At 54.1% G+C, this 24619-nt stretch carries 24 protein-coding genes; 13 read left to right on the forward strand and 11 right to left on the reverse strand.

The annotated features are described in order from the left end of the window. Positions 1-15 precede the first annotated feature (15 nt). The 3 genes from C2U43_RS10475 to topB all read left to right on the forward strand — a co-directional run bounded on the left by C2U43_RS10475 (position 16) and on the right by topB (position 3678). Positions 16-567 carry an NAD(P)H nitroreductase gene (locus tag C2U43_RS10475; protein WP_008784540.1) on the forward strand — a complete coding sequence of 184 codons (552 nt, stop codon included), beginning with the start codon at positions 16-18 and terminating at the stop codon, positions 565-567. A 116-nt stretch (positions 568-683) separates the two neighbouring features. Further along, complete coding sequence (gene selD, locus C2U43_RS10485; RefSeq protein WP_103285085.1) at positions 684-1727, forward strand: selenide, water dikinase SelD; 1044 nt, start codon at positions 684-686, stop codon at positions 1725-1727. Positions 1728-1731: 4 nt separating this feature from the next. Then, positions 1732-3678 (forward strand): DNA topoisomerase III, encoded by a 1947-nt coding sequence (gene topB / locus C2U43_RS10490; protein WP_032934436.1) that lies wholly within the window; start codon positions 1732-1734, stop codon positions 3676-3678. Between the two features lie 88 nt (positions 3679-3766). On the opposite strand, the gene gdhA is transcribed toward topB, so the two are convergent. Continuing rightward, the gene (gene gdhA / locus C2U43_RS10495; RefSeq protein ID WP_103285086.1) at positions 3767-5110 is read right to left on the reverse strand and encodes an NADP-specific glutamate dehydrogenase; all 1344 of its coding nucleotides are present in this window, start codon (positions 5108-5110) and stop codon (positions 3767-3769) included. 252 nt (positions 5111-5362) lie between these two features. On the opposite strand from gdhA, the gene C2U43_RS10500 reads away from it, so the two are divergent. Next, positions 5363-5623, forward strand: coding sequence for a YnjH family protein (locus C2U43_RS10500; protein WP_170974251.1), 261 nt, complete (start codon positions 5363-5365; stop codon positions 5621-5623). Here C2U43_RS10500 and C2U43_RS10505 read toward each other — a convergent pair. Beyond that, positions 5583-5996, reverse strand: a complete 414-nt coding sequence (locus C2U43_RS10505) for a pyrimidine (deoxy)nucleoside triphosphate diphosphatase (protein ID WP_103285981.1) — start codon at positions 5994-5996, stop codon at positions 5583-5585. The genes C2U43_RS10500 and C2U43_RS10505 overlap by 41 nt on opposite strands. A 79-nt stretch (positions 5997-6075) precedes the next feature. Here C2U43_RS10505 and C2U43_RS10510 point away from each other — a divergent pair, with 79 nt between their 5' ends. Beyond that, positions 6076-6645, forward strand: a complete 570-nt coding sequence (locus C2U43_RS10510; RefSeq protein ID WP_032943126.1) for a carboxymuconolactone decarboxylase family protein — start codon at positions 6076-6078, stop codon at positions 6643-6645. Further along, positions 6638-7261 (forward strand): CDP-alcohol phosphatidyltransferase family protein, encoded by a 624-nt coding sequence (locus C2U43_RS10515; protein ID WP_008784544.1) that lies wholly within the window; start codon positions 6638-6640, stop codon positions 7259-7261. Before C2U43_RS10510 ends, C2U43_RS10515 begins: the two co-directional genes overlap by 8 nt. Before the next feature lie 100 nt (positions 7262-7361). Here the strand turns inward: C2U43_RS10515 and C2U43_RS10520 are convergent, their stop codons facing one another. The 7 genes from C2U43_RS10520 to xthA form a co-directional block, all read right to left on the reverse strand. Beyond that, complete coding sequence (locus C2U43_RS10520) at positions 7362-8693, reverse strand: sulfurtransferase (RefSeq protein WP_103285087.1); 1332 nt, start codon at positions 8691-8693, stop codon at positions 7362-7364. Positions 8694-8781: 88 nt separating this feature from the next. Beyond that, on the reverse strand, positions 8782-9414 hold the full coding sequence (locus C2U43_RS10525) for an ATP-binding cassette domain-containing protein (protein WP_032943130.1): 633 nt from the start codon (positions 9412-9414) through the stop codon (positions 8782-8784). Then, the gene (locus C2U43_RS10530; RefSeq protein ID WP_103285088.1) at positions 9414-10949 is read right to left on the reverse strand and encodes a thiamine ABC transporter permease; all 1536 of its coding nucleotides are present in this window, start codon (positions 10947-10949) and stop codon (positions 9414-9416) included. The genes C2U43_RS10525 and C2U43_RS10530 overlap by 1 nt, the downstream gene beginning before the upstream one ends. Next, positions 10922-12091: an ABC transporter substrate-binding protein gene (locus C2U43_RS10535; protein WP_103285089.1), complete on the reverse strand. Its 1170-nt coding sequence runs from the start codon at positions 12089-12091 to the stop codon at positions 10922-10924. The genes C2U43_RS10530 and C2U43_RS10535 overlap by 28 nt, the downstream gene beginning before the upstream one ends. Before the next feature lie 32 nt (positions 12092-12123). Then, the gene (locus tag C2U43_RS10540) at positions 12124-12834 is read right to left on the reverse strand and encodes a TVP38/TMEM64 family protein (RefSeq protein ID WP_048235517.1); all 711 of its coding nucleotides are present in this window, start codon (positions 12832-12834) and stop codon (positions 12124-12126) included. After that, positions 12831-13487: a TVP38/TMEM64 family protein gene (locus C2U43_RS10545; protein ID WP_182315605.1), complete on the reverse strand. Its 657-nt coding sequence runs from the start codon at positions 13485-13487 to the stop codon at positions 12831-12833. The genes C2U43_RS10540 and C2U43_RS10545 overlap by 4 nt, the downstream gene beginning before the upstream one ends. A gap of 223 nt (positions 13488-13710) precedes the next feature. Next, on the reverse strand, positions 13711-14517 hold the full coding sequence (xthA, locus tag C2U43_RS10555) for an exodeoxyribonuclease III (RefSeq protein ID WP_003030642.1): 807 nt from the start codon (positions 14515-14517) through the stop codon (positions 13711-13713). A 444-nt stretch (positions 14518-14961) separates the two neighbouring features. Here xthA and astC point away from each other — a divergent pair, with 444 nt between their 5' ends. The 7 genes from astC to ves all read left to right on the forward strand — a co-directional run bounded on the left by astC (position 14962) and on the right by ves (position 22749). Beyond that, entirely contained in the window at positions 14962-16182 is a 1221-nt protein-coding gene (astC, locus tag C2U43_RS10570) for a succinylornithine/acetylornithine transaminase (RefSeq protein ID WP_103285091.1), read from the forward strand. Then, a complete protein-coding gene (astA, locus tag C2U43_RS10575; RefSeq protein WP_048214344.1) occupies positions 16179-17213 on the forward strand; it encodes an arginine N-succinyltransferase in 1035 nt (344 codons plus the stop codon). Before astC ends, astA begins: the two co-directional genes overlap by 4 nt. Next, entirely contained in the window at positions 17210-18688 is a 1479-nt protein-coding gene (gene astD / locus C2U43_RS10580; protein WP_103285092.1) for a succinylglutamate-semialdehyde dehydrogenase, read from the forward strand. The genes astA and astD overlap by 4 nt, the downstream gene beginning before the upstream one ends. Next, positions 18685-20028: an N-succinylarginine dihydrolase gene (gene astB, locus C2U43_RS10585; protein ID WP_103285093.1), complete on the forward strand. Its 1344-nt coding sequence runs from the start codon at positions 18685-18687 to the stop codon at positions 20026-20028. The genes astD and astB overlap by 4 nt, the downstream gene beginning before the upstream one ends. Beyond that, positions 20021-20986, forward strand: a complete 966-nt coding sequence (gene astE, locus C2U43_RS10590; RefSeq protein ID WP_103285094.1) for a succinylglutamate desuccinylase — start codon at positions 20021-20023, stop codon at positions 20984-20986. The genes astB and astE overlap by 8 nt, the downstream gene beginning before the upstream one ends. 348 nt (positions 20987-21334) lie before the next feature. Continuing rightward, positions 21335-21820: an ATP-independent periplasmic protein-refolding chaperone Spy gene (spy, locus tag C2U43_RS10595; RefSeq protein WP_003832537.1), complete on the forward strand. Its 486-nt coding sequence runs from the start codon at positions 21335-21337 to the stop codon at positions 21818-21820. A gap of 353 nt (positions 21821-22173) precedes the next feature. Beyond that, positions 22174-22749: an environmental stress-induced protein Ves gene (gene ves / locus C2U43_RS10600; protein ID WP_103285095.1), complete on the forward strand. Its 576-nt coding sequence runs from the start codon at positions 22174-22176 to the stop codon at positions 22747-22749. On the opposite strand, the gene cho is transcribed toward ves, so the two are convergent. Then, positions 22709-23596: an excinuclease Cho gene (gene cho, locus C2U43_RS10605; protein WP_103285096.1), complete on the reverse strand. Its 888-nt coding sequence runs from the start codon at positions 23594-23596 to the stop codon at positions 22709-22711. The two genes, ves and cho, sit on opposite strands and share 41 nt — an antisense overlap. Before the next feature lie 131 nt (positions 23597-23727). Then, complete coding sequence (gene nadE / locus C2U43_RS10610; protein ID WP_100272572.1) at positions 23728-24558, reverse strand: ammonia-dependent NAD(+) synthetase; 831 nt, start codon at positions 24556-24558, stop codon at positions 23728-23730. Positions 24559-24619: the final 61 nt, after the last annotated feature.

Raw genomic sequence — 24619 nt, forward strand, 5'->3', positions numbered from 1 at the left:
GTTGGAGTTAAGCAAATGGATGCACTCGAATTACTGATTACCCGTCGTAGCGCCTCTCGTCTCGTCGAGCCAGCCCCGACAGGAGAGCAGCTGCAAAACATTCTGCGTGCGGGAATGCGCGCGCCAGACCACAAAACGCTGCAACCGTGGCAATTCTTTGTCATTGAGGGCGAAGGGCGTGAGCGTTTTAGCGCGGTGCTTGAAAAAGGGGCGATTGCCGCAGGCAGTGACGAGAAAGCCCAGGAAAAAGCGCGCAGCGCACCGTTTCGCGCACCGCTGATTATTACCGTGGTGGCGAAATGTGAAGAAAACGACAAGGTTCCTCTGTGGGAACAAGAAATGTCTGCCGGTTGTGCGGTAATGGCTATGCAGATGGCCGCAATTGCCCAGGGCTTTGGCGGTATCTGGCGCAGTGGTGCATTAACCGAAAGTGCGGTCGTTCGCGAAGCATTCGACTGTCGCCCGCAAGATAAAATCGTCGGTTTTCTCTATCTGGGCACACCGCAGCTAAAAGCATCCACGACGATTAACCTTGCCGATCCGAGCGCATTCGTCCGTTATTTCTGATATCAACGGCAAAACTGTCTGGATTCTGAGCAAAGACACCCTAATTCAGACAGTCACTCTTACCACATCAAGGAATGAGCGCTACCATATCCGGATTGCAATGACAGGAGATGTCCATGAGCGAGCAAGCTATTCGTTTAACGCAATACAGCCACGGAGCCGGTTGCGGTTGTAAAATTTCCCCAAAAGTGCTGGAAACCATCCTGCACAGCGAGCAGGCGAAGTTTGTTGATCCGAACTTACTGGTGGGTAATGAAACCCGCGACGACGCGGCCGTATACGATCTGGGAAACGGCACCAGCGTTATCAGCACCACCGATTTCTTTATGCCGATTGTCGATAATCCGTTTGATTTTGGACGCATCGCCGCGACTAACGCCATCAGCGATATTTTCGCCATGGGCGGCAAACCGATTATGGCAATTGCTATTCTGGGCTGGCCGCTGGATAAGCTGGCACCGGAAATCGCCCGCGAAGTCACCGAAGGCGGACGCTTTGCCTGCCGTCAGGCGGGTATTGCGCTGGCGGGCGGCCACTCTATCGATGCCCCAGAGCCTATCTTTGGCCTTGCGGTAACCGGCGTTGTGCCGACCGAACGCGTGAAGAAAAACAGCACCGCTGAGGCAGGGTGTAAGTTGTTCCTGACCAAGCCTCTGGGTATTGGCGTTCTGACAACTGCAGAGAAAAAATCACTGCTGAAGGAAGAACACAAAGGACTGGCGACAGAAGTGATGTGCCGGATGAACATTGCCGGTGCGGCATTCGCCGATATTGACGGCGTGAAAGCCATGACCGATGTTACCGGTTTTGGTCTGCTGGGGCATCTGAGTGAGATGTGCCAGGGCGCAGGCGTTCAGGCACAGATCGTCTACCAGGATATTCCTAAGCTGCCTGGCGTTGAAGAATACATCGCGCAGGGCGCGGTGCCGGGTGGTACCCAACGTAACTTTGCCAGCTACGGACACCTGATGGGTGAAATGCCGCTATCGGTACGCGATCTGCTGTGCGATCCGCAAACTTCAGGTGGTCTACTGCTGGCGGTAACGCCGGAAGCTGAAGCCGAAGTGAAAGCGGCAGCGGCGCAGTTCGGTATCGATCTCACCGCCATTGGTGAGTTAGTGGAAGCTCGTGGCGGTCGCGCCATGGTTGAGATTCGTTAACTCGATGCGGTTGTTTATTGCCGAAAAACCAAGTCTGGCGCGTGCTATCGCCGATGTGCTGCCGAAGCCGCATCGCAAAGGCGATGGTTTTATTGAATGCGGAAATGGACAAGTGGTGACCTGGTGTATTGGTCACCTGCTTGAACAGGCGCAGCCGGATGCCTACGACAGTCGTTATGCTCGCTGGAGTCTGGTCGATCTGCCGATTGTCCCTGAAAAGTGGCAACTGCAACCGCGTCCCTCGGTGACCAAACAGCTCAACGTCATTAAGCGCTTTTTGCATGAAGCCAGCGAAGTTATTCACGCCGGTGACCCCGATCGTGAAGGGCAACTGCTGGTAGATGAAGTGCTGGATTACCTGCAACTGGCACCTGAAAAGCGCCAGAAGGTGCAGCGTTGCCTGATTAACGACCTCAACCCGCAGGCCGTTGAGCGGGCTATTGAGCGGTTGCGCGCCAACAGTGAGTTTATCCCGCTGTGCGTGTCGGCACTGGCGCGAGCGCGTGCGGACTGGTTGTACGGTATCAATATGACGCGCGCTTACACCATTCTTGGACGTAACGCGGGCTATCAGGGCGTACTTTCGGTCGGGCGCGTACAAACGCCGGTGCTTGGGCTGGTTGTGCGTCGCGATGAAGAGATAGAGAACTTCGTCGCCAAAGACTTCTTCGAAGTGAAAGCGCATATCGTAACGCCCGCCGATGAGCGGTTTACCGCTATCTGGCAGCCGAGCGAAGCGTGTGAGCCGTATCAGGATGAAGAAGGGCGCTTGCTGAACCGCACGCTGGCTGAACACGTGGTGAACCGCATTAACGGTCAACCGGCGATAGTCACCAGCTATAACGATAAACGGGAATCAGAATCCGCGCCGTTGCCGTTCTCGCTGTCGGCGTTGCAGATTGAAGCGGCGAAGCGCTTCGGTTTAAGTGCGCAAAACGTTCTGGATATCTGCCAGAAGCTGTATGAAACCCATAAGTTGATTACCTATCCGCGTTCGGATAGCCGTTATCTGCCGGAAGAACACTTTGCCGGACGTCACGCGGTACTGAACGCGATTAGCGTCCATGCGCCGGATCTGCTCCCGCAGCCGGCGGTCAATCCCGATACGCGAAATCGCTGTTGGGACGACAAAAAAGTGGATGCGCACCACGCCATCATTCCTACCGCGCGCAGTTCGTCCATCAACCTGAATGACAACGAAGCGAAAATTTACAACCTGATTGCCCGTCAGTATCTGATGCAATTTTGCGCAGATGCGGTATTCAGGAAGTGCGTTATTGAGCTGGACATCGCCAAAGGCAAGTTTGTCGCTAAAGCCCGTTTTCTGGCGGAAGCCGGATGGCGCACGCTGCTCGGCAACAAAGAGCGCGACGAAGATAATGACGGGACGCCGCTGCCGGTGGTGGCAAAAGATGACGAACTGCTGTGCGAAAAAGGCGAAGTAGTTGAACGTCAGACCCAGCCCCCGCGGCACTTTACTGATGCAACTCTGCTGTCAGCGATGACCGGGATTGCGCGATTCGTGCAGGATAAAGATCTGAAAAAGATCCTGCGCGCAACGGATGGTTTAGGTACGGAAGCGACGCGCGCCGGAATTATCGAGCTGCTGTTTAAGCGCGGGTTCCTGGTGAAAAAAGGACGTTATATCCATTCGACTGACGCGGGAAAAGCGCTGTTCCACTCGCTGCCAGAAATGGCGACGCGCCCGGACATGACAGCGCACTGGGAATCTATCCTGACCCAAATCAGCGAAAAGCAGTGTCGCTATCAGGATTTCATGCAGCCGCTGGTGGGAACGCTGTATCAGCTTATCGATCAGGCGCGCAGCACACCGGTACGACGCTTTCGTGGAATTGCTGCACCTGGCGGTAGTGGTAGCGATAAGAAAAAAAGCGCGCCGCGTAAACGTCCGGCGAAAAAAAGCCCGCCATCTGAAGAGGCGGGTCTGTAAGTTTGTAGGCCTGATAAGCATAGCGCATCAGGCTTAGCCGGATGCGGCACCCGTGCCTAATCCGGCCTACTGGCCTGCAGAGACAATATTAAATCACGCCCTGACCCAGCATCGCGTCGGCAACCTTCACGAAGCCCGCGATGTTGGCGCCACGTACGTAGTTGGTCTGCTTGCTTTCGCCGCCGTATTCAACGCAGGCATGGTGAATATCCAGCATGATGTGGTGCAGGCGCGCATCCACTTTCTCCGCTTTCCAGCCCAGACGAGCGGCGTTTTGCGCCATTTCCAGACCGGATGTCGCTACGCCACCGGCGTTGGCGGCTTTACCCGGTGCGAACAGTACGCCCGCTTCGAGGAACAGATCGGTGGCCTCGATAGTGGTCGGCATGTTTGCCCCTTCGGCGACAGCTTTCACGCCGTTGGCGATCAGTACGCGCGCTGCACCGACATCCAGTTCATTCTGAGTGGCGCACGGCAGGGCGATATCGACCGGAACCGACCACGGCTGTTTGCCTTCCAGATAGGTCAGGCCAAACTCACGGGCGTAATCCGCCACGCGACCGTCACGGCTGTCTTTGATCGCGCACAGACGCGCCAGCTTTTCTTTAGTAAATCCGCTTTCGTCGACCACGGTACCGCTGGAATCGGAGGCGGTAACTACTCGCGCGCCAAACTCCATGGCTTTCTCAATGGCGAATTGCGCCACGTTGCCGGAGCCAGAAACCGCCACGCGCATGCCTTCAAAGCCCAGACCATGGCGTTTGAGCATTGCTTCGGTGAAGTACACCAGACCGTAGCCGGTGGCTTCCGGGCGGATCAGGCTGCCGCCAAAAGAGAGACCTTTACCGGTAAAGACGCAGGCGCTGTTGTTGGACAATTTTTTCATCATCCCGGCCATAAAGCCGACTTCACGACCACCCACGCCGATATCGCCCGCCGGGACGTCGGTATCAGGACCTAAATGGCGGAACAGTTCGGTCATCAGTGCCTGGCAGAAACGCATGATTTCGCCTTCGCTTTTACCTTTCGGATCGAAATCGCTCCCGCCTTTACCACCGCCCATTGGCAGCGTGGTGAGGGCGTTCTTAAAGGTCTGCTCGAAACCCAGGAATTTCAGGATCGACAGGTTCACGGAAGGGTGGAAACGCATACCGCCTTTGTACGGGCCAATGGCAGAGCTAAACTGTACGCGCCACGCGCGGTTGACCTGCACCTGATTGCGATCGTCCAGCCAAACTACGCGGAACTGGATCACGCGCTCCGGTTCAACCAGACGTTCCAGCAACGACATCTGACGATAACGCGGGTTCTGCTCAAGAAAGGGCCACAGCGTCGTCATTACCTCACGAACGGCTTGCGCGAACTCGGTTTGATTCGGGTCGCGCTTTTGCACATGGTTGAGAAATGACTCCAGAGAACATGTCTGATCCATAGATATAAGAACCTCTTATGTATTGATATGGTTATATTTTTGATATTTATGTTATGTGTTGTGCAGTTTTTGACTATACCATCAGCAGTGTGACGTGACGCAAGAAAAAATTAACCCCGCTAAGTAAATTAATATTGCGCCGTGGGTCATAACCAAAAGCGATGATGGAAGGGACTAAAGTTTCTGCCGATTTATACCGTTATACTGAGCATAAATGTCAGTTAAAAAGGAAAGACAATGCGCCGTTTAATCATGGCAGGAGCGTTGGTACTGGTGTCCAGCGCGACGCTGGCAAATCAGCTTTATCGCCCTGATGTGCAGGTGAATGTACCGCCGGAAGTGTTCAGTTCCAGCGGTCAGCGGGCACAGCCCTGTAGCCAGTGCTGTATTTATCAGGATCAAAACTACTCAGAAGGGGCGGTGATTAAAGCCGATGGCGTTCTGTTGCAGTGCCAGCGCGATGATAAAACGATCAGCACGAATCCGCTGGTCTGGCGGCGTGTAAAAGGATAAACGCCTCTAACAACGGGATATCGGCGGGTGCCAGCGGATAACGCAGCGCCTCTTCGGGTGAGCACCAGACGATATCCTGATGTTCAAACGCTCTCAATTCCCCCTGAAAAGACGGTACATGCCAGGCGTGTAGGTGAATCAATCGGCCTGAAACCTCGCGTTGATGACTGGCAATGTAGCGCCCCACGACCGCCTCAATGCCCAATTCTTCACGCAATTCACGGATCAGCGCCTCGGGCTGACTTTCGCCCGGCTCAACCTTACCCCCGGCAAACTCCCACATGCCTGACTGATCCGCATGCAGCGGACGCTGAGCCAGTAAAATTTTGCCATCACGTTCAATGATAGCGGCGACCACGTCGAGGGTTTTCATCATATTCATCAAGATCTAACAGCAGAAAATGACATACTATCGTTATCTTTGTTTTATCTAAAGTATTCAGGAGCCACCGTTGAACGAACCTCAGTCGTGGGTAAAGCCGTTAACGCGTATCCCTTCCAGTTTAAAACCGCTCGTTGCCACGCAGAAAAAACATTATGGCGATGTGCTGCATCCCACGCGCTGGTGGGGGCGGATGCCGTTTCTGTTCTGGCTGGTGGCGCTGTTTGTCGGGTTTCTGGAGCGTAAAAAGGCGCGCTTAACGCCGGTGATGCGCGCGCTGTTGATGACCCGCGTTTCTCAGGTCTGCCACTGCGCTTTCTGTATTGATGCGAATAGTTTACGGCTGGCAGAACGCTGTGGCGCGCTGGATAAAGTCATGCAGGTTGCTACCTGGCAAGATTCGACGCTGTTTAGCGCTGAAGAACGCGTAGCGCTGGCCTATGCCGATGCGGTTACCGCAACGCCTCCACAGGTTGACGATGCGCTGAAAGTGCAGATGAAGCAGCATTTTACCGATGATGCCATTACGGAAATGACCGCGCTGATTGCGTTTCAAAATCTCTCGGCGCGTTTTAATGCCGCTCTCGATATTCCCTCGCAGGGACTGTGCGACAGTTTTAAAGGACGCCCGCATGCTTGACCGCCATCTTCATCCACGATTAAAACCGCTGTTGCATCGGTGCGTAGGTATTATTGATAAACCGGCGATTACCCCGGACGGACTTACGCTGGTCGGATTTGCCATTGGCGTGCTGGCGTTGCCATTTCTGGCGTTAGGCTGGTATCTGGCGGCGCTGGTGGCCATTGTGCTCAATCGGTTGTTTGACGGACTGGATGGGGCGCTGGCACGGCGCAGAGGGCTCTCCGACGCGGGGGGATTTCTCGATATCTCGCTCGATTTTTTATTTTACGCCCTTGTGCCGTTTGGTTTTATTCTTGCCGCTCCGGCACAGAATGCGCTGGCAGGCAGTTGGCTGTTGTTCGCGTTTATTGGCACCGGTAGCAGCTTTCTGGCTTTCGCCGCACTGGCAGCGAAACATCAGATTGATAACCCCGGTTACGCGCATAAATCGTTTTATTATCTGGGCGGGCTGACCGAAGGAACTGAGACAATTTTGCTGTTTGTGTTGGGGTGTCTGTTCCCGGACTATTTTGCCGTGCTGGCGTGGGTCTTTGGCGCGTTGTGCTGGATGACAACGTTCACCCGGATCTGGAGCGGATATCTGACGCTGAAAACCGTTCAGCGTCAGGCGTAAGGTAATGCGTTGCCGGATGCGCTTCGCTTATCCGGCCTACAACGATGATATATCCAGGCTGGGTAAAGCGTTCTCGCCGCATCCGGCAATAATGCCAGTCTTACTTGCTGGAGTCCGGACCCCGTTCACCGCTGGAGTCCGGACCCCGTTCACCGCTGGCGACCGGGTTTTTCGGATTGCTGCTCCACTCGTACCAGCCACCATCGTAAACAGAGACGTTTTTCCAGCCCATTGCGCGGGCATACATAAACGTTTCTGAAGCACGCCAGCCGGTACCGCAATAGAAAGAGACCTGTTGATTCGGCAGGATATTCCATTGCTTCCACATGGCGGCGATGTCATCCGCGCTGCGCATGGTGCCATCCGGGTTATGGAAATCTTCCATGTGGGTGGAGTCGCTGCCCGCGTGGCCCCAACGCGCGCCTGCGATCTCACCTTTTGGCTTAATGTAGCTGTAACCGCTGGTGGTACCGACAAATTCCGGCCATGAACGAATGCTCACCAAAGACGCATCCTGGCGATGCAGCAGACCGCGAGCCTGTTCCATATCCAGCATAAGCTGCGGCTGGGCAGGGATTTTCACGCCGAAATCAGGCTCTGGTTTCACCGTTGGCGGAGTGCCGCGTTCGACCGGTAAACCTGAGTCGGACCAGGTTTGCCAACCGCCGTCGAGCAGACGAACGTCTTTCACGCCTGCGTACAGCATAATTTGCGCCACGCGAGCGGCGGCATAGACATCGCGGCCGTATAAAATTACCGTGGTATCGTGGCGGATACCGTGTTTCGCCAGCATCGCTTTAAGCTGCTCGTCGGAAACTTTATTCCACAGCGGTTCGCTTTCAACTTCATTGGTATCAATGTAGCCCGCGCCGGGGATGTGGCTGAGCAGATACAACTTCGGCGCGCCCCAGGCGGCTTCAATCACTTTCCAGTCACCCGCCGGTTTGGCAGTCACGTCTTTACCCTGCTGAAGATCGTGCAGCCACTGTGGGTAAACCAACTGTTCGAAGTGCGGCAGACGTTGCAGACGGGCAGGGTCTGTCAGCGCATCGCTGAGGGTTGAAATCTGGTTAAAGCCAACTTTTTGCAGACGGGATTTAACGGCCTGCATGTCGTTATCGCTACCATACAGCGCCACCGGAGCGTCGGTCTTAAGTTGATGTGACTTAACCCAGGCGCTGAGTTGTTCATCATTCATCTTGTCGAGCCAGGCGGCAGACAGGTTCAGTGCGGAAGGTTCGTGTCCTGAAGGACCATTGAGCGATTGTGGCCAGCCGTTGTAAAAAGCGCTCTGACGGGTATCGATCGCCGCGCCTTGTTTTTGCTGTAACTGGTTGAGGGTGAGCGTCTGTGCTGTTTCAGCAGCCCAGGAAGAAGCGCAAGCGAGCCCTAAAGCCAGTGCCAGCGCGGTCATTTGAGAAACACGTTTCATCGAATAGCCCGACGTTGAAAAAAAGAAGACGACATTCTGTGCCGCCAGTTACGTAAAAACCTTGCGTTAACGCAGCATATCGCCACATTCACGCCCAGTTTTCCATCTGAAATACGCGGCCTGCAGGCGGTACGTCCTGCGCGTCATGGGTCACCTGTACCACCGGGATCCCCAATTTACGCACCTCGGTGAAGACCCATTGGCGAAAGTTATCGCGTAGCGACGCGTCCAGCCTGCTAAAGGGTTCATCAAGTAACAGCGCCTGGGGCTGCGCCAGTAGTGCGCGGAGCAGGGCGACACGTGAGCGTTGTCCGCCGGAGAGTGATGCCGGATCGCGCGAATAAAAACCTGCCAGGTCAGCGCGCGCGAGAGCGCATTCAATCTCATGGCGTCTGGCGGGACCTTGCAGGCTGGCGGGTAAGGCCAGCAGTAAATTCTGCCCAACGCTGAAATGGTCAAACAGCAGCGCATCCTGGAACAAAATGCCAATCTGGCGCTGCGCGGTAGGTAACGTATCGATGCGTCGTTCATTAAGCCACAGTTCGCCTGAGGCCTGGAACTGGGGAGACAACGCCCCGATCATCCATGAAAACAGCGAAGATTTCCCGCTGCCGGAAGGTCCCATAATAGTGACGATGTCACTTTTGTTAACCTGAAAATTAACGTCTTTCACCAGCGCTTTCACGCCCTGGTACAACGAAGCGCCTCGTACAGTAAGCATTAGCGGAGTCCTTGTCGAAAGCGGCCAATCCACGCGGTGAGAAAGGCTGCAAGTGCGAAAACGAGCAGTGGTAAAAGCAGCTGCCACAACGCCTGTGTTGCCAGAATCGCACTGCTACCGCCGCTGCTTAATGCCACCGCTTCGGTGGTTAATGTGGGATAGCGTCCGGCACCTAGCCACAGCGTTGGCATATACTGGGCGATACTGACCGAGAAGCCAACCGCGCAGGCAATCAACGCCGGGCGCGCCAGCTGCGGGCATTTCACCAGCCAGAATATCCGCCCCCGCGTCCAGCCCAGGGTTTGCGCAATCAAAATTAATCGTGGGTCAATGCGCTGCCACGCCGGTTTAAGCACAAATAGCATCCAGGGCATCACCCACAGCAGGTGGCCCCAGATAATGGTAGTCATCAGTCCATCTTGTTCGGCATATAACGCCAGCAGATATTGTCCGGTTACCAGCGGTAGCGCAGGCAAAATGAGCGGTAGCCAGACCCAGCGGTGTCCAGTTTGTGGACCCCATTCCAGCCAGGCAAAAAGTATCAGAAGCGCCAGCACGCTGGAAAGGAGCCCCAGTTGCAGGCTGTTGCTGAGCGCCTCGCTGTTTAGCGAGGAATAGCTGGCGATAAGCGCCAGTACCAGCGCGCATACCACACCGCTGACGGGCAAAATCTGTACCAGCGGGCGTGCGATTGTCATAGATGAAAAATGCTGGCGTTCACCGTTTACTGCCGGAATAGTATGTCGCCAGGCACGCCAGAGCAGATAACCCACCAGCGCGATAACAAGGAGCAACAGCACCAGCAACAGACTGGCAAGTGCGCCTTTCGCCTGCTGTTCGACGTCGCCCTGACTGAGCCACTGCCAGCTCAATACGGCAAGCGTTGGCGGATTGCCGGGGCCAAGAACGATTGCCACATCAACAACGGAGAGTGACCAGGCAACAATCGCCAGCATAGCTTTACCTAATGCCGGGCCGATAGCGGGCAGAACCAGCCAGTTCAGGCATTGCAGTCGGCTGTAACCCAGCGAATCCAATACGATAACCTGCTGAGAAAGTTGTTTTTCACTCAGCAGGGCCGAGAGAATCCATAACAAAAAAGCGCTCTCTTTCACCGCCAGCGTTACGCCAAGTCCAATGCCGTAGCGGTCCGGCTGTGGGCTGAGGAACGGGAGCCATTGCCAAAGTATGCCGCCTTCAGCAAAAACCAACAGCACGCTGGTGGCGAAGGCAACGTGCGGAATTGCCAGCAGCCACGGAAGACGCGTATACAGACGTACCCAGCCAGTGCCGGGCCACAAGGCGAGGATCGCCAGCAGCGCGATGGTCAGCGCGCCCCCAGCCGCGAGGCCGACGGAAACCAGCGTTGCCAGTAACGCCTGCGGAAGTTGAGGATCGGCAAAGAGCGCCAGCCAGTGTGTGGTACTAAGCGCCGGTGTTATCAGTGACCATGCCGCTGGCGCCAACGGCAGATAAACTGCCGCCATGATGGCCCAGAGTAGCAGAATTAATGCGTACCGTAGCGGCGTAGCCATTCTTGTTCCAGAGCGTTTACCCAGGCTGCATGCGGTTCTGGCAACACGGCAGGGAGCCCCTGTGGGATCCGCGCCAGCAGCGCATCACGCTGTTCGTCAGGCAATTTTTGTGGATCAAGCACCGAAGGATCTCCCCAGACAGCCGGGTCAGCTTTGCGCAGTTGTGCTTCAGGAGAAAGCAGGAAGTTTGCCACGACTTTTGCTCCGGCACTGGCGTGGGCATTCGCCGGAATGGCAACAAAGTGCACGTTGCCGAGCATGCCCTGTGAGAAACCAAAACTGTAGCTGCTTTTAGGCAATTCGCCGCTAGCCACTTTTTGCTGCGCGTGGGCAGGGTTAAAGGTCAATGATAAACGCAGGGTGCCGCTATTGAGCAGTGCATCCATTCGTGCTGGCGTGGGAGGAAAATCTTTGCCTTCACGCCAAAGTACAGGATGCAAGGTATCAAGATACTGCCACAATGGCGCGGTAACTTCGGCGAATGTCGCTGCATCTGGCGCAACTTTCAATGCCTGTGGTTTGGTGGTGAGCGAAATTAGCAACTGCTCAAGAAAAGCCGTTCCGGTAAAGTCTGGCGGGCGTGGATAGGTCACCGTGCCAGGGTGCGCCTGCGCGAATTTAAACAGTGCCTGCGGAGATTGCGGCGGCTGCGCGGTAAGATCGCGCCGGGCAATAAAGGTGAGTTGGGCACCGCCCCACGGTGATTCAGCCCCCTCTGTTGGAACGGAGAAATCTTCGGTCACCGGTTTTTGTGTATCAACATAGCGCCAGTTAGGCAGCGATTGTGCCCACTGGGTTTGCAGCAGCCCGGCTTCTTTTAGCGTACGGAAGTTTTCGCCGTTAACCCACAGTAAATCGACAGAGCCGCCGGTTTTTCGCCCGGATGCCGCTTCCGTCTGGATGCGTTTTACGGCATCGGCGGCGTCTGCCAGGCGCACGATTTTCAGGTTAATGTCGTAGTGCGTTTTCATCTCGCCGCTAACCCAGTCGAGATACTGGTTAACTGCATTGTCGCCACCCCAGGCGTTGAACCACACCGTTTGACCACGGGCGTCATTTTTGATTTGTTGCCAGCTGGCGTCCTGGGCAAACGTCGCCAGCGGGCAGAGCAACAAACTCAGACACAATAAGCAGTAACGCATAATATCTCCATGGCTAAAAATAGGGGAAGGTCTCAGTTTTTTTTCCGTTGGCGCTCAAGATAAAGGCTTCTTGCCACCGATATCACCACGCTTAGGGCAAACAGGACAAACAGACCCGTCACAAACCAAAATGTGCCGCCAGTTAACAGGCTTCCCGCCCATGAGTAGACGATAGTGGCGGGTAACTGTCCGATGCCGGTGGCGATGAAAAAATGGCGAAAACGAATTGAGGTCAGGCCAGCCGCGTAGCTTACCGGGTCGAACGGCACAAAAGGTAACAGGCGGCAGACCAGAATAGTGTGCTTACCATAGCGCTCGAAAAAAGCGTCCATATTGTTCAGCACCGTTTTTCCGGTCAGCTTTTCTACCGCATCGCGACCTAAAATGCGGGCAATAAAAAAGCACAGCGCCGCACCTGCCATTGCGCTGCTCCAGGATAGTACGCCGCCCCAAAATGCGCCAAACAGCGAGGCATTGGCAAACGTGATCACAAACGCAGGAAGCGGTGCAACGATGGCCTGTAAGATCATCAGGAAGAACGACACCACTGCCGCCTGGGTTCCATAAGAACGAATAAAGTTCTCAAGAGCATGCTGATCAAGTGTGGTAAATGCTGCCAGGCTGCCGTGGAGAAAATCACTCACGCCAGGTATCCATGCCCATGCCATTAGCGCGAGCAGTAGCAGAGCAATCAAACCCGCCCGGTAATAGCGAGTCAGCCGCGCTTTATTCCGTTTTATCATTTACCCGTACACTCATGGTTGGCTGACGGATCGATATGCTTATATCGGGCCCAGGCTTTGGCTGCCTGAACGAGGGCGAATAACGCCAGCCCTGCCACGCTGAGCTTACCGATGAATACCAGGGTAATGCCTTCGCTGGCGAGTTCATGCGACATCAGCGTATAGATAAAGATGCCGGGTAAGGTGGTAAGTGCCGATATTACGGTAAATGACCAGAACGGAATGGCCGTCAGCCCATAGGCGTAATTTTGAATATTATAGGGGAACAGCGGCACGAGCCGGGTCAGGATTAGAAAGTCTACTCCGCTATGGGCAATGCCTTTTTCGATAGCCTGAAACGTCGCCGTGTGCCCAACGTATTTCAGTAGTAGATCCCGTCCAAGCCAGCGAGCCAGCAAAAACGACAGCGCCGAGGCCACGGTTGCTGCCACTAACGAGATAAGCGTCCCAGCCACGGGGCTAAACAGCACACCGCCGACGATCACCAGGATGCTGCCTGGGATCAGACACAGCGCAGCAACAATAAACAGCAGGATATAAAGCGTATAGCCGAACATACCGCTTTGGCGGATGACGTCTTGTAAATGATGGAAATTGGTTATCAGGTCGGTCAGACCATAATGATGGAAAACTCCCGCCAGAACGCAGAACAGGACCGCGACAATCAGCAGCCGGTATTCTGCTTTATGCGAACTTCTTTTTCATGGGGGTTCTCCTGTAAAACCGAGTGCAATGGAGCATTTTCGTCAGCGAAAAGCGCGCGCGAAGATATAATAAATTCCCGGCCGTAACAATGTATTGCCGTCACTTTATTGATTTTGCACAGAATAAACAGACTCTCCAGGCCGGGCCTGGAGAGTAAAAAGACGCAGAAGGTCAGACGCGGAATTTAGCCCATACAGGCGCATGGTCGGACGGTTTTTCCATGCTGCGAATTTCATAGTCGATGCCGGTTTCTTCGCAGCGTTCCGCCAATGGGTTGCTCGCCAGCAGCAGGTCGATACGCAGGCCACGGTTATCGTCAAAGCCTTTTGAGCGATAGTCGAACCACGAGAACTGGTCATTCTTTTCAGGATTTGCGTGACGGTAAGTGTCCACCAGACCCCAGCCCAGCAGGCGTTCCATCCACTCACGCTCCTCCGGCAGGAAGGAACATTTACCGGTACGCAGCCAGCGTTTACGGTTTTCTTCACCGATGCCGATATCGAGATCGGTTGGGCTGATATTCATATCGCCCATAATCAATACCGGATTGTCGCGCTTCAGTTCAGTCTCCAGATAGTTTTGCAGGTTCTGATAAAACGCGGCTTTGGCCGGGAATTTGGTTTCATGGTCACGGCTTTCGCCCTGCGGGAAATAGCCGTTGATCACCGTGATGCTGCCCAGAGGGGACGGAATTTCTGCCATGATGATCCGACGCTGCGCTTCTTCGTCATCGCCCGGGAAGCCACGACGTACCGCAATTGGCGTTTCTTTCGTTAACAGCGCCACGCCGTAATGACCTTTCTGACCGTGATAAAAGACGTTGTAACCGAGCTTTGCTACCTCTTCGAGAGGGAACATATCGTCGTGGACTTTTGTCTCCTGTAAGCCAATAACATCCGGTTGATGTTTTTCGACAATGGCTGCCAGTTGATGGGGACGGGCACGCAGGCCGTTGATATTAAAAGAGACAAATTTCATAGTCGCTGCCACTTTGCAAGATGAATAGTGCAAGGATGGTAGCAGAATTTCTGCAGCCTGACTGCTTCTTGTCACCTGATTCCAACAATGATTGCTAATGGTGTTAACGATGGAGCAAAAACTGCACCGTTTTGGCGCGAAGCGCGTCGGAATGGGGCAATAATTTCCGAAAAATTTCGTATACGATCACAATTCCAGAATTATATTTGGCGACTGAATAAAACTGCGTTTTTTCCTCTGTTTAGTCGCCTGATGCGCAAACATATTCACTTTATATGCACATGCAGTGAATATCGCCACGTTGTAACCTGTTGATATTACGTCATCGACCTCCGTTTATGCACTTTTTTCGCTGGCTGGCACGAACCCTGCAATCTACATTTACACCGCAAACACTATATTTATTAACATATAAATAACCTTTTATTTACCGTTGAGGTCGCTATGTCTCTGTCAATTACGCGTGAAAATTTTGATGAATGGATGATGCCCGTATACGCTCCGGCCCCTTTTATTCCGGTGCGGGGTGAAGGTTCACGTCTGTGGGATCAGCAGGGTAAAGAGTATATTGATTTCGCGGGAGGCATTGCGGTTAACGCGCTGGGTCACGCCCACCCGGCATTGCGCGAGGCATTAAACGACCAGGCGAGCAAATTCTGGCATACGGGAAATGGCTACACCAATGAGCCGGTACTGCGTCTGGCGAAAAAGCTGATTGACGCCACCTTCGCCGAGCGCATTTTCTTCTGTAACTCCGGTGCAGAAGCCAACGAAGCGGCACTAAAACTGGCGCGTAAATATGCCCACGATCGTTTTGGCAGCCAGAAGAGCGGGATTGTAGCGTTTAAAAATGCTTTCCATGGCCGCACGCTGTTTACCGTCAGCGCCGGAGGACAGCCTGCCTATTCACAGGATTTCGCGCCGCTGCCGCCGGATATCCGTCATGCCGTATACAACGATCTCGATTCTGCCAGCCAACTGATTGATGACACCACCTGTGCGGTTATCGTGGAGCCTGTGCAGGGTGAAGGCGGTGTGGTACCGGCAACAAAAGCCTTTTTGCAGGGGCTACGTGAGTTATGCGATCGCCATAATGCGCTGCTGATTTTTGATGAAGTTCAGACCGGCGTTGGCCGTACCGGGGAACTGTATGCCTATATGCGCTACGGCGTGACGCCGGATCTTCTGACGACAGCAAAAGCGCTGGGCGGTGGTTTCCCCATCGGCGCACTGCTGGCGACAGAGCGTTGCGCCAGCGTGATGACGGTTGGCACACACGGTACAACGTACGGCGGAAACCCGCTGGCTACGGCGGTGGCAGGTAAATTGCTGGAAATTGTGAATACACCGGAAGTGCTCAACGGAGTAAAACAGCGCCACGACTGGTTTGTGGAGCGTATAAACGCCATTAACGAACGTTTTGGACTGTTTAGTGAAATTCGTGGACTCGGACTGCTGATCGGCTGCGTGCTGAACGCGGAATTTGCCGGGAAAGCGAAACTCATCTCGCAAGAAGCGGCTGTTGCCGGGGTGATGGTACTGATCGCTGGCGCTAACGTGGTGCGTTTTGCGCCAGCGCTCAACGTCAGCGAAGAAGAAGTCGCCACCGGACTGGATCGCTTTGCGCTGGCCTGCGAACGCATTAAAGCAGGAGGTTCATCATGATGGTGATTCGTCCCATTGAACGCGCGGATATCACCGCGTTGATGCAGCTTGCCAGTAAGACCGGCGGCGGGTTGACCTCGCTACCGGCGAATGAAGCTACGCTGATGGCGCGTATCGAACGTTCACTCCAAACCTGGCGCGGTGAGTTGCCAAAAAGTGAGCAGGGATATGTGTTTGTGCTTGAAGACAGCGCCAGCGGAACCGTGGCGGGAATTTGCGCCATCGAGGTGGCGGTGGGGCTTAACGACCCCTGGTACAACTACCGGGTCGGTACTCTGGTGCACGCGTCGAAAGAGCTGAACGTGTACAACGCGCTGCCGACGCTGTTTCTGAGTAACGATCATACGGGCAGTAGCGAACTTTGCACTCTGTTTCTCGATCCGGACTGGCGAAAAGAAGGCAACGGCTATTTGCTGTCCAAATCGCGCTTTATGTTTATGGCGGCCTTTCGCGATCGATTCAATGAGAAGGTCGTGGCCGAGATGCGCGGCGTGATCGATGAGCATGGCTACTCTCCGTTCTGGCAAAGCCTCGGCAAACGATTTTTCTCAATGGAGTTCAGCCGGGCGGATTTTCTCTGCGGAACAGGACAGAAAGCCTTTATTGCTGAACTGATGCCCAAGCATCCTATTTATACCCATTTTCTGTCTGATGAAGCGCAAGGCGTGATTGGTCAGGTACATCCGCAAACGGCCCCAGCGCGGGCGGTGCTGGAGAAAGAGGGATTTCGCTACCGCAACTATGTCGATATTTTCGACGGTGGGCCAACGCTGGAATGCGATATCGACCGGGTTCGGGCTATTCGTAAAAGCAGGCTGGTGGAAGTGGCGGAAGGTCAGCCAGCAACCGGTGATTATCCGGCCTGTCTGGTTGCCAATGAAAACTATCAAAACTTCCGCGTCATGCTGGTTCGCGCAGACCCGGATACCCAACGTCTGGTACTGACGGCGGCGCAACTGGATGCCCTGAAATGCCACGCGGGCGACCATGTACGTTTTGTACGTCTTTGTGCAGAGGAGAAAACAGCATGACACTATGGATAAACGGTGACTGGGTGACGGGGCTGGGCGAGCGTCGGGTGAAAACCAACCCGGTAAGCGGTGATGTGCTGTGGCACGGTAATGATGCAGATGCAATGCAGGTGACGCAAGCGTGCCAGGCCGCACGCGCAGCCTTTGCCGGTTGGGCTAAACAGCCTTTCAGCGCACGCCAGACTATTGTTGAAAAGTTTGCTTTATTACTGGAAAGCAATAAAGCCGAGCTAACTCAGATTATCGCCAAGGAAACCGGAAAACCTCATTGGGAAGCCGCGACTGAACTGACGGCGATGATCAATAAAATCGCCATCTCCGTCAAAGCTTATCATGCCCGTACCGGTGAGCAGCACAGCGAACTACCGGATGGTGCGGCAACGTTGCGCCATCGCCCACACGGCGTGCTGGCGGTTTTTGGTCCGTATAACTTCCCCGGTCATTTACCCAATGGTCATATTGTTCCGGCATTGCTGGCAGGCAATACGTTGATTTTCAAACCCAGCGAGTTGACGCCGTGGACCGGTGAAGCAGTAACAAAACTGTGGGAGCAGGCGGGGTTGCCGCCGGGCGTGCTGAATCTGGTGCAGGGCGGACGTGAAACGGGACAGGCGCTGAGTGCGCTGGAAGACCTCGATGGCCTGCTGTTTACCGGCAGTGCGAATACCGGTTATCAGCTGCATAAGCAGTTATCCGGCCAGCCGGAAAAAATCCTTGCCCTGGAGATGGGGGGCAACAACCCGCTGATTATTGAGAATCCGGAAGATATTGATGCCGCAGTGCATCTGACCATTCAGTCCGCATTTGTCACCGCCGGACAGCGCTGTACCTGTGCCCGCCGCCTGCTCGTAAAAAAAGGCGCGCAGGGTGATGCGTTCCTGAAGCGTCTGGTGGAGGTTAGTCAGCGTTTAATGCCCGGCAACTGGGATGCACAACCGCAGCCATTTATGGGTGGACTAATTTCCGAACAGGCAGCGCAACACGTCTATGATGCCTGGCAGCGTCTGGCGTCGTTGGGCGGCCGTACGCTGTTAGCGCCACGTCTGGTAAATGCCGGAACGTCACTGCTGACCCCTGGAATCATCGAACTGACCGGGGCGGGGAACGTACCTGATGAAGAGGTTTTCGGTCCGCTGCTCGGCGTCTGGCGTTATGACAGCTTTGATGATGCGATTCGTATGGCGAACAACACCCGCTTTGGATTGTCATGTGGGTTAGTTTCGCCCGATCGCGGCCAGTTTGAACAGCTACTGTTGGAGGCGCGGGCAGGGATCGTCAACTGGAATAAGCCGTTAACCGGCGCTGCGAGTACCGCACCGTTTGGCGGTGTAGGCGCTTCCGGGAACCATCGCGCCAGCGCGTGGTATGCCGCAGATTATTGCGCCTGGCCGATGGCAAGTCTGGAATCCCCGGCCCTAACGCTGCCAACGGCGCTTAGCCCCGGACTGGATTTTTCTCGCGAGGATAAGCTATGAAAGCCCGTGAGGTAAATTTTGATGGTCTGGTGGGACTGACTCACCACTATGCTGGATTGTCATTTGGTAATGAGGCCTCAACCAAACATCGATTTCAGGTGTCGAACCCGCGTCTGGCGGCAAAGCAAGGTCTGCTAAAGATGAAAGCGCTGGCGGATGCGGGATTTCCTCAGGCGGTGATCCCGCCCCACGAGCGGCCTTATATTCCGGTTCTGCGTCAGTTGGGTTTTAGCGGCAGTGACGAACAGGTGCTGGAGAAAGTGTCGCGTCAGGCGCCTCACTGGCTCTCCAGTGCCAGCTCCGCATCGCCTATGTGGGTAGCGAATGCGGCAACGGTTTGCCCTTCGGCAGACTCGCTGGACGGGAAAGTGCATCTGACGGTGGCGAATCTGAATAATAAGTTCCACCGTTCACTGGAAGCGCCTACTACCGAAGCATTGTTACGGGCGATTTTCCGTGATGAGAATAGCTTTGCGGTCCACGGCGCGTTGCCCCAGGTTGCGCTTTTCGGTGATGAAGGGGCGGCAAACCATAACCGGCTGGGTGGAGATTACGGTGACCCCGGCGTACAGCTGTTTGTTTACGGTCGTGAAGAAGGCAATGCATCCCAACCGAAGCGCTATCCGGCAAGGCAATCCCGTGAGGCCAGCGAAGCGGTCGCGCGACTGAATCAGGTCAACCCACATCAGCGCATTTTTGCCCAGCAAAACCCGGACGTTATCGATCTTGGCGTGTTCCATAACGATGTGATTGCGGTATCGAATCGCCAGGTGCTGTTTTGTCATCAGCAGGCGTTTGTCAGACAGCAGGCATTGTTAGAGCAGTTGCGCAGTCAGGTGGCAGGTTTTACCCCGCTGGAAGTCCCGACAGCGGAAGTGTCGGTGCAGGATGCCGTGACCACTTATCTGTTTAACAGTCAGTTGCTGAGTCGTAGTGACGGTTCGATGATGCTGGTCCTGCCGCAGGAGTGTCGGGAGCATGCTGGCGTGTGGCGGTATTTGAACCGGCTTCTCGAGGAAGACAATCCGATCGATGACCTGCGGGTATTCGATCTGCGTGAAAGTATGTCCAACGGCGGTGGTCCGGCATGCTTGCGCCTGAGAGTGGTGCTCACCCCGCAGGAACAGCAGGCGGTGAATCCGGCGGTTATCATGAACGACACGCTGTTTAACACGTTGAATAACTGGGTTGACCGTTACTATCGCGATCGTCTTACCGCTGCCGACCTTGCCGACCCACAGCTGTTGCGCGAGGGGCGTGAAGCGCTGGATACGCTGACGCAATTGCTCAACCTCGGCTCAGTGTATCCTTTCCAGCAGGAGGGGATGCGCCATGGATAACTTTCTGGCGATCACGCTCGCAGGCGCCACTCCAGAGAAAACGCAAGGAGCCACTCATGGTTTTGACTGGCAGTGGATCGGCCACGGAATTCTGGAACTGACGCCGCTTGCACCCGTTGAACATTCTCTGGTGCTGTCTGCGGGGATCCATGGCAATGAAACCGCGCCGGTAGAGATACTCGATTCATTGCTTTCCAGGCTGTTTAGCGGCGAGCTGACACTGACATGGCGGCTGCTGGTGATTCTGGGAAACCCGCAGGCGCTGGCTGCGGGAAAACGGTATTGTCATAGCGACCTGAATCGTATGTTTGGCGGTCGGTGGCAGATTTTTACCGCAAGTGAAGAAACGCACCGAGCCCATGAGCTTGAGCTGTGTCTGGAAGATTTTTATTCGCGGGCGAAAGAGCCAACACGCTGGCATCTGGATCTGCACACCGCGATCCGCGGTTCACAGCATCTGCGCTTTGGCGTATTGCCACAACGCAACGTTGCCTGGGACGAGGATTTTCTTGAATGGCTGGGAGATGCGGGACTGGAAGCGCTGGTTTTCCATCAGACGCCTGGCGGCACGTTCACCCATTTTAGCGGGGAACATTTTGGTGCGTTGGCCTGTACGTTGGAACTGGGTAAAGCGCTGCCGTTCGGGCAAAACGATCTCACCCAGTTTGCGCAAACGGCAGACGCACTGGAGAAACTGCTGCGGGGTGAGCGGGTGCCGACGAGAGAAATATCCCCGCTGCGTTATCGCGTGGTGTCGCAAATCACGCGTCGTAGCGACGATTTCATTCTCCACATGGATAACCAGACGCTAAACTTTACCCCCTTTAAAGAAGGCACCTTGCTGGCGCAGGACGGAGATGAACGTTTTATCGTCACCCATGATGTTGAATATGTTCTCTTTCCGAACCCTAACGTGGCCTGCGGTTTACGTGCCGGATTGATGCTCGAAAAGTTGTGATAAATATATTCGCCCTCAGGTTTATCCCTAAGGGCTTATTTTTACGTGCTGTTTTTATTTATTACGGATTATTCCTGGTGAGTTGCTTTCTTAATAATCATGGTTCAGGTATAGTTCTTCATAATCCTTTCAAAATCATCCGCTTGTAATTTTTAATTTCAACTCTACGCAATTTATTCTTTTTTTCTCCATAATTGATGAAAGTTTGTTTTTTACACTTTCACGGTTTTACCGTTGCTCTGATTAATTGACGATTAAGCCGGTAAAGTTACTCTCGTCAACACGACATCACATTGCATAAGAGTCGCATGAGTGTCGTAAAAATAACTGAAAGAAAGGATAGAAATTATGCGTAAACTGACTGCTCTGTTTGTTGCCTCTACTCTGGCGCTGGGTGCTGCGAACCTGGCTCATGCTGCTGACACTACAACAGCTGCACCAGCGGATGCTAAACCGATGATGCACCACAACGGCAAATTTGCCCCGCATCACGACATGATGTTTAAAGACCTGAATCTGACTGACGCTCAGAAACAGCAGATTCGCGAGATCATGAAAGGCCAGCGCGATCAGATGAAACGTCCGCCGCTGGAAGAACGCCGTGCAATGCACGATATCATCGCCAGCGATAGCTTCGATAAAGCGAAAGCCGAAGCGCAGATTGCGAAGATGGAAGAACAGCGCAAAGCCAACATGCTGGCGCATATGGAAACCCAGAACAAAATTTACAACATTCTGACCCCGGAACAGAAAAAGCAGTTTAATGCCAATTTTGAGAAGCGTCTGACAGAACGTGCAGCGCAGAAAGGTAAAATGCCGGAAGCTGCCGAGTAATCGATCAGCGTCTACACTAAATCATTCACACTGTGTCGCGCTGATTGCCGCACAGTGTGAAACAAAACTCAAGACCGCCGCTCTTGTCCACAACACGTATAACGATGTGGGCAGGATCGGCGGTTTTTTCATTTCTGCCTATTGCACCGGACGCACGACACGCTATTCTCCTGAAGCCCGCGAAAATTCTACCTGGATCAGCGCGTTATTCTTTTTTGCAAAATGCCGGGTTCATCGCTAAGGCAAATCAACTCTGCTGCCGATAACAATAATCTGCAGGGTGAACATAATAATGATGATTTATGGCTGTCTGTTTACGGCAGGCTGCCATGCTTCTCCTTTCTGGAGGGATGATGGAATACTTTGATATCCGCAAAATGCCGGTTAACCTCTGGCGGAATGGTGCGGGGGAAACGCGTGAGATTTGCTGTTTTCCGCCAGCAACACGAGATTTTCACTGGCGGGCGAGTATCGCCTCCATTGCAGCAAACGGTGAATTTTCACTTTTCCCGGGTGTAGAACGCGTGATTACGCTGCTGGAGGGAGGGGAGGTCACTCTGGAAGAAGCGAACATCTTTACGCATACCCTCAAACAGCACCAACCTTTTACCTTTGCCGGTGACAAGGTGGTAAAAGCAAAGCTGACGGAAGGGCAGATGTCTATGGATTTTAATATCATGACCCGACGAGATGTTTGCCAGGCAAAAGTCAGAGTTGCCGATCGCACCTTTACGACCTTTGGTTCACGCGGCGGCGTGGTGTTTGTTATCAGTGGTGCATGGCAACTGGGCGATAAACTGCTGACGGCCGACCAGGGTGCGAGCTGGCATGACGGCAAACACACATTACGACTGCTGGAGCGCGAGGGAAAATTGCTGTTCAGCGAGATTAACTGGATGCCGGGGCATTCTCCGGACACAGTTCAATAATGTCATATTGACCAGACAGAACAGGCCGGCAGAGAATTTTGTAGCCATCATGGTCAAAGCCTGCTGGCATACGCGCCAGGGTAGTCGCTTCATCCAGCGTTGAAACGACTCCCAGCCACAGCCAGTTGTTGATGATATGGTACTGTGTCATTTCAGCGCCGGTTTCCTGCAGTGCAATAGCATTGCTCCATGGCCAGCAAATCACTCTCACTCTTTCCAGCGCCGCTAACAGACGCAAATGATGCGCTTCATGACTCTCTTTTCCGCAGCACGCTCCGGCGCAGCGTTTAAGCGCGGAGCGAAAACAGGCGCGCCCGCGACTCAGGGGTTCCAGCCCCAACAGGCCGTAGCACAGCTGTTGTTCATCCGCGAGGCTTTGCAACGCTTGTAGCGCTGCGCGACGATTGGCAAACAGGCCAAACAGATTGGGTGCATGGGAGAAATCAATATCTCGTGCGTAGACAACCTGAACAGTTCGGTCGGTAAGCTGCAAGGCGCAAAGCTGACGATTGCGCCGCAGTCGTTTATTAAACAACGGCTGTTGTTCTTTGATCAACCGCGCTTCCAGCAGCAGGGCACCAATTTCTCCCGCCGTACAAATCCAGCTAATGCGTTTGGCCTGACGCAGCATTGCCGCTTCGTCCGCGGTACGCAGGTGTGCCAGCACGCGGCTGCGAATATTGACGCTTTTACCAATGTAGAGCGGCATAGTGTCGCTTTCACTGTGAAACAGATAGACGCCTGGTGCGGTGGGAAGCGCACTCAAAAATGGACGCAGGTGTTCAGGATATTCATAGATTGCCGCTGCCTCAAATGTCAGGCGTGGGGCTGATTGACGCCGTACCACTTCTCACTCCGGATGCTGGTTATTCATCCAGTGTAGCAGTTTGAAACCGATTAAAAAAGCGGCATCAGACAAGGAAGAGTGGCCGGACAGCGGTGATCCCAGTGCTATCCGGCAATATGTGACTAAAAAAATTACGCTTTTTTCCAGAAGTCATCAAACACCGTAATCGGTGTGCGACGTTTGTGTTCGGTCTTCAGATACCAGCCTTCAATTTTTTTCGCGATGTCGGCAGCCAGCGTTTTTCCTTCCAGATAATCGTCGATGTTGTCATAGGTGACGCCTAATGCGGCTTCATCCGGCAGAGAAGGGCGATCGTCTTCGAGGTCGGCCGTTGGCGCTTTCTTATATAAATGTTCCGGGCAACCCAGTGCGGCAAGCAGCTGCTTACCCTGACGCTTGTTCAGGCGGAAAATAGGGTTAATGTCAGTACCGCCATCGCCGTATTTGGTGAAAAATCCGGTGATGGCTTCTGCTGCATGATCGGTACCCACGACAACACCGCTGGTCATTCCGGCGATACTGTACTGGGCCTTCATACGTTCACGGGCTTTTTCATTGCCACGGACAAAATCGCTCAGTTCAATACCCGCTTCACGCAGGGCCTGTTCACTGGCCAGTACTGCACCCTTAATATTTACTGTGAGCACGCGGTCAGGTTGGATAAAGGCGATGGCATCCTGACAGTCCTGTTCATCAGCCTGAACGCCATACGGCAGACGTACGGCAATAAACTGCAACGCGTCATTCCCCGTTTCTTCGCGAAGCTCGGAAATAGCCATCTGGCAAAGTTTTCCCGCGAGCGTTGAGTCCTGTCCGCCGCTTATCCCTAATACCAGTGATTTCAGAAAAGGGTACGTTTGCAGGTAGGATTTCAAGAAATCCACGCTGCGGCGAATTTCCTCTTCTGCATTAATTCGCGGTTTTGCGCCAAGCGCCTGGATTATCTCTTGCTGCAGAGTCATTTAACCCCCTCCGAAAAATGAAATGATCAAAAAAAATGATGTGTTAAAGCTAACGCGTTGG

The sequence above is a fragment of the Citrobacter freundii complex sp. CFNIH9 genome, from assembly GCF_002903305.1.
Classification (GTDB): Bacteria; Pseudomonadota; Gammaproteobacteria; order Enterobacterales; family Enterobacteriaceae; genus Citrobacter; species Citrobacter portucalensis.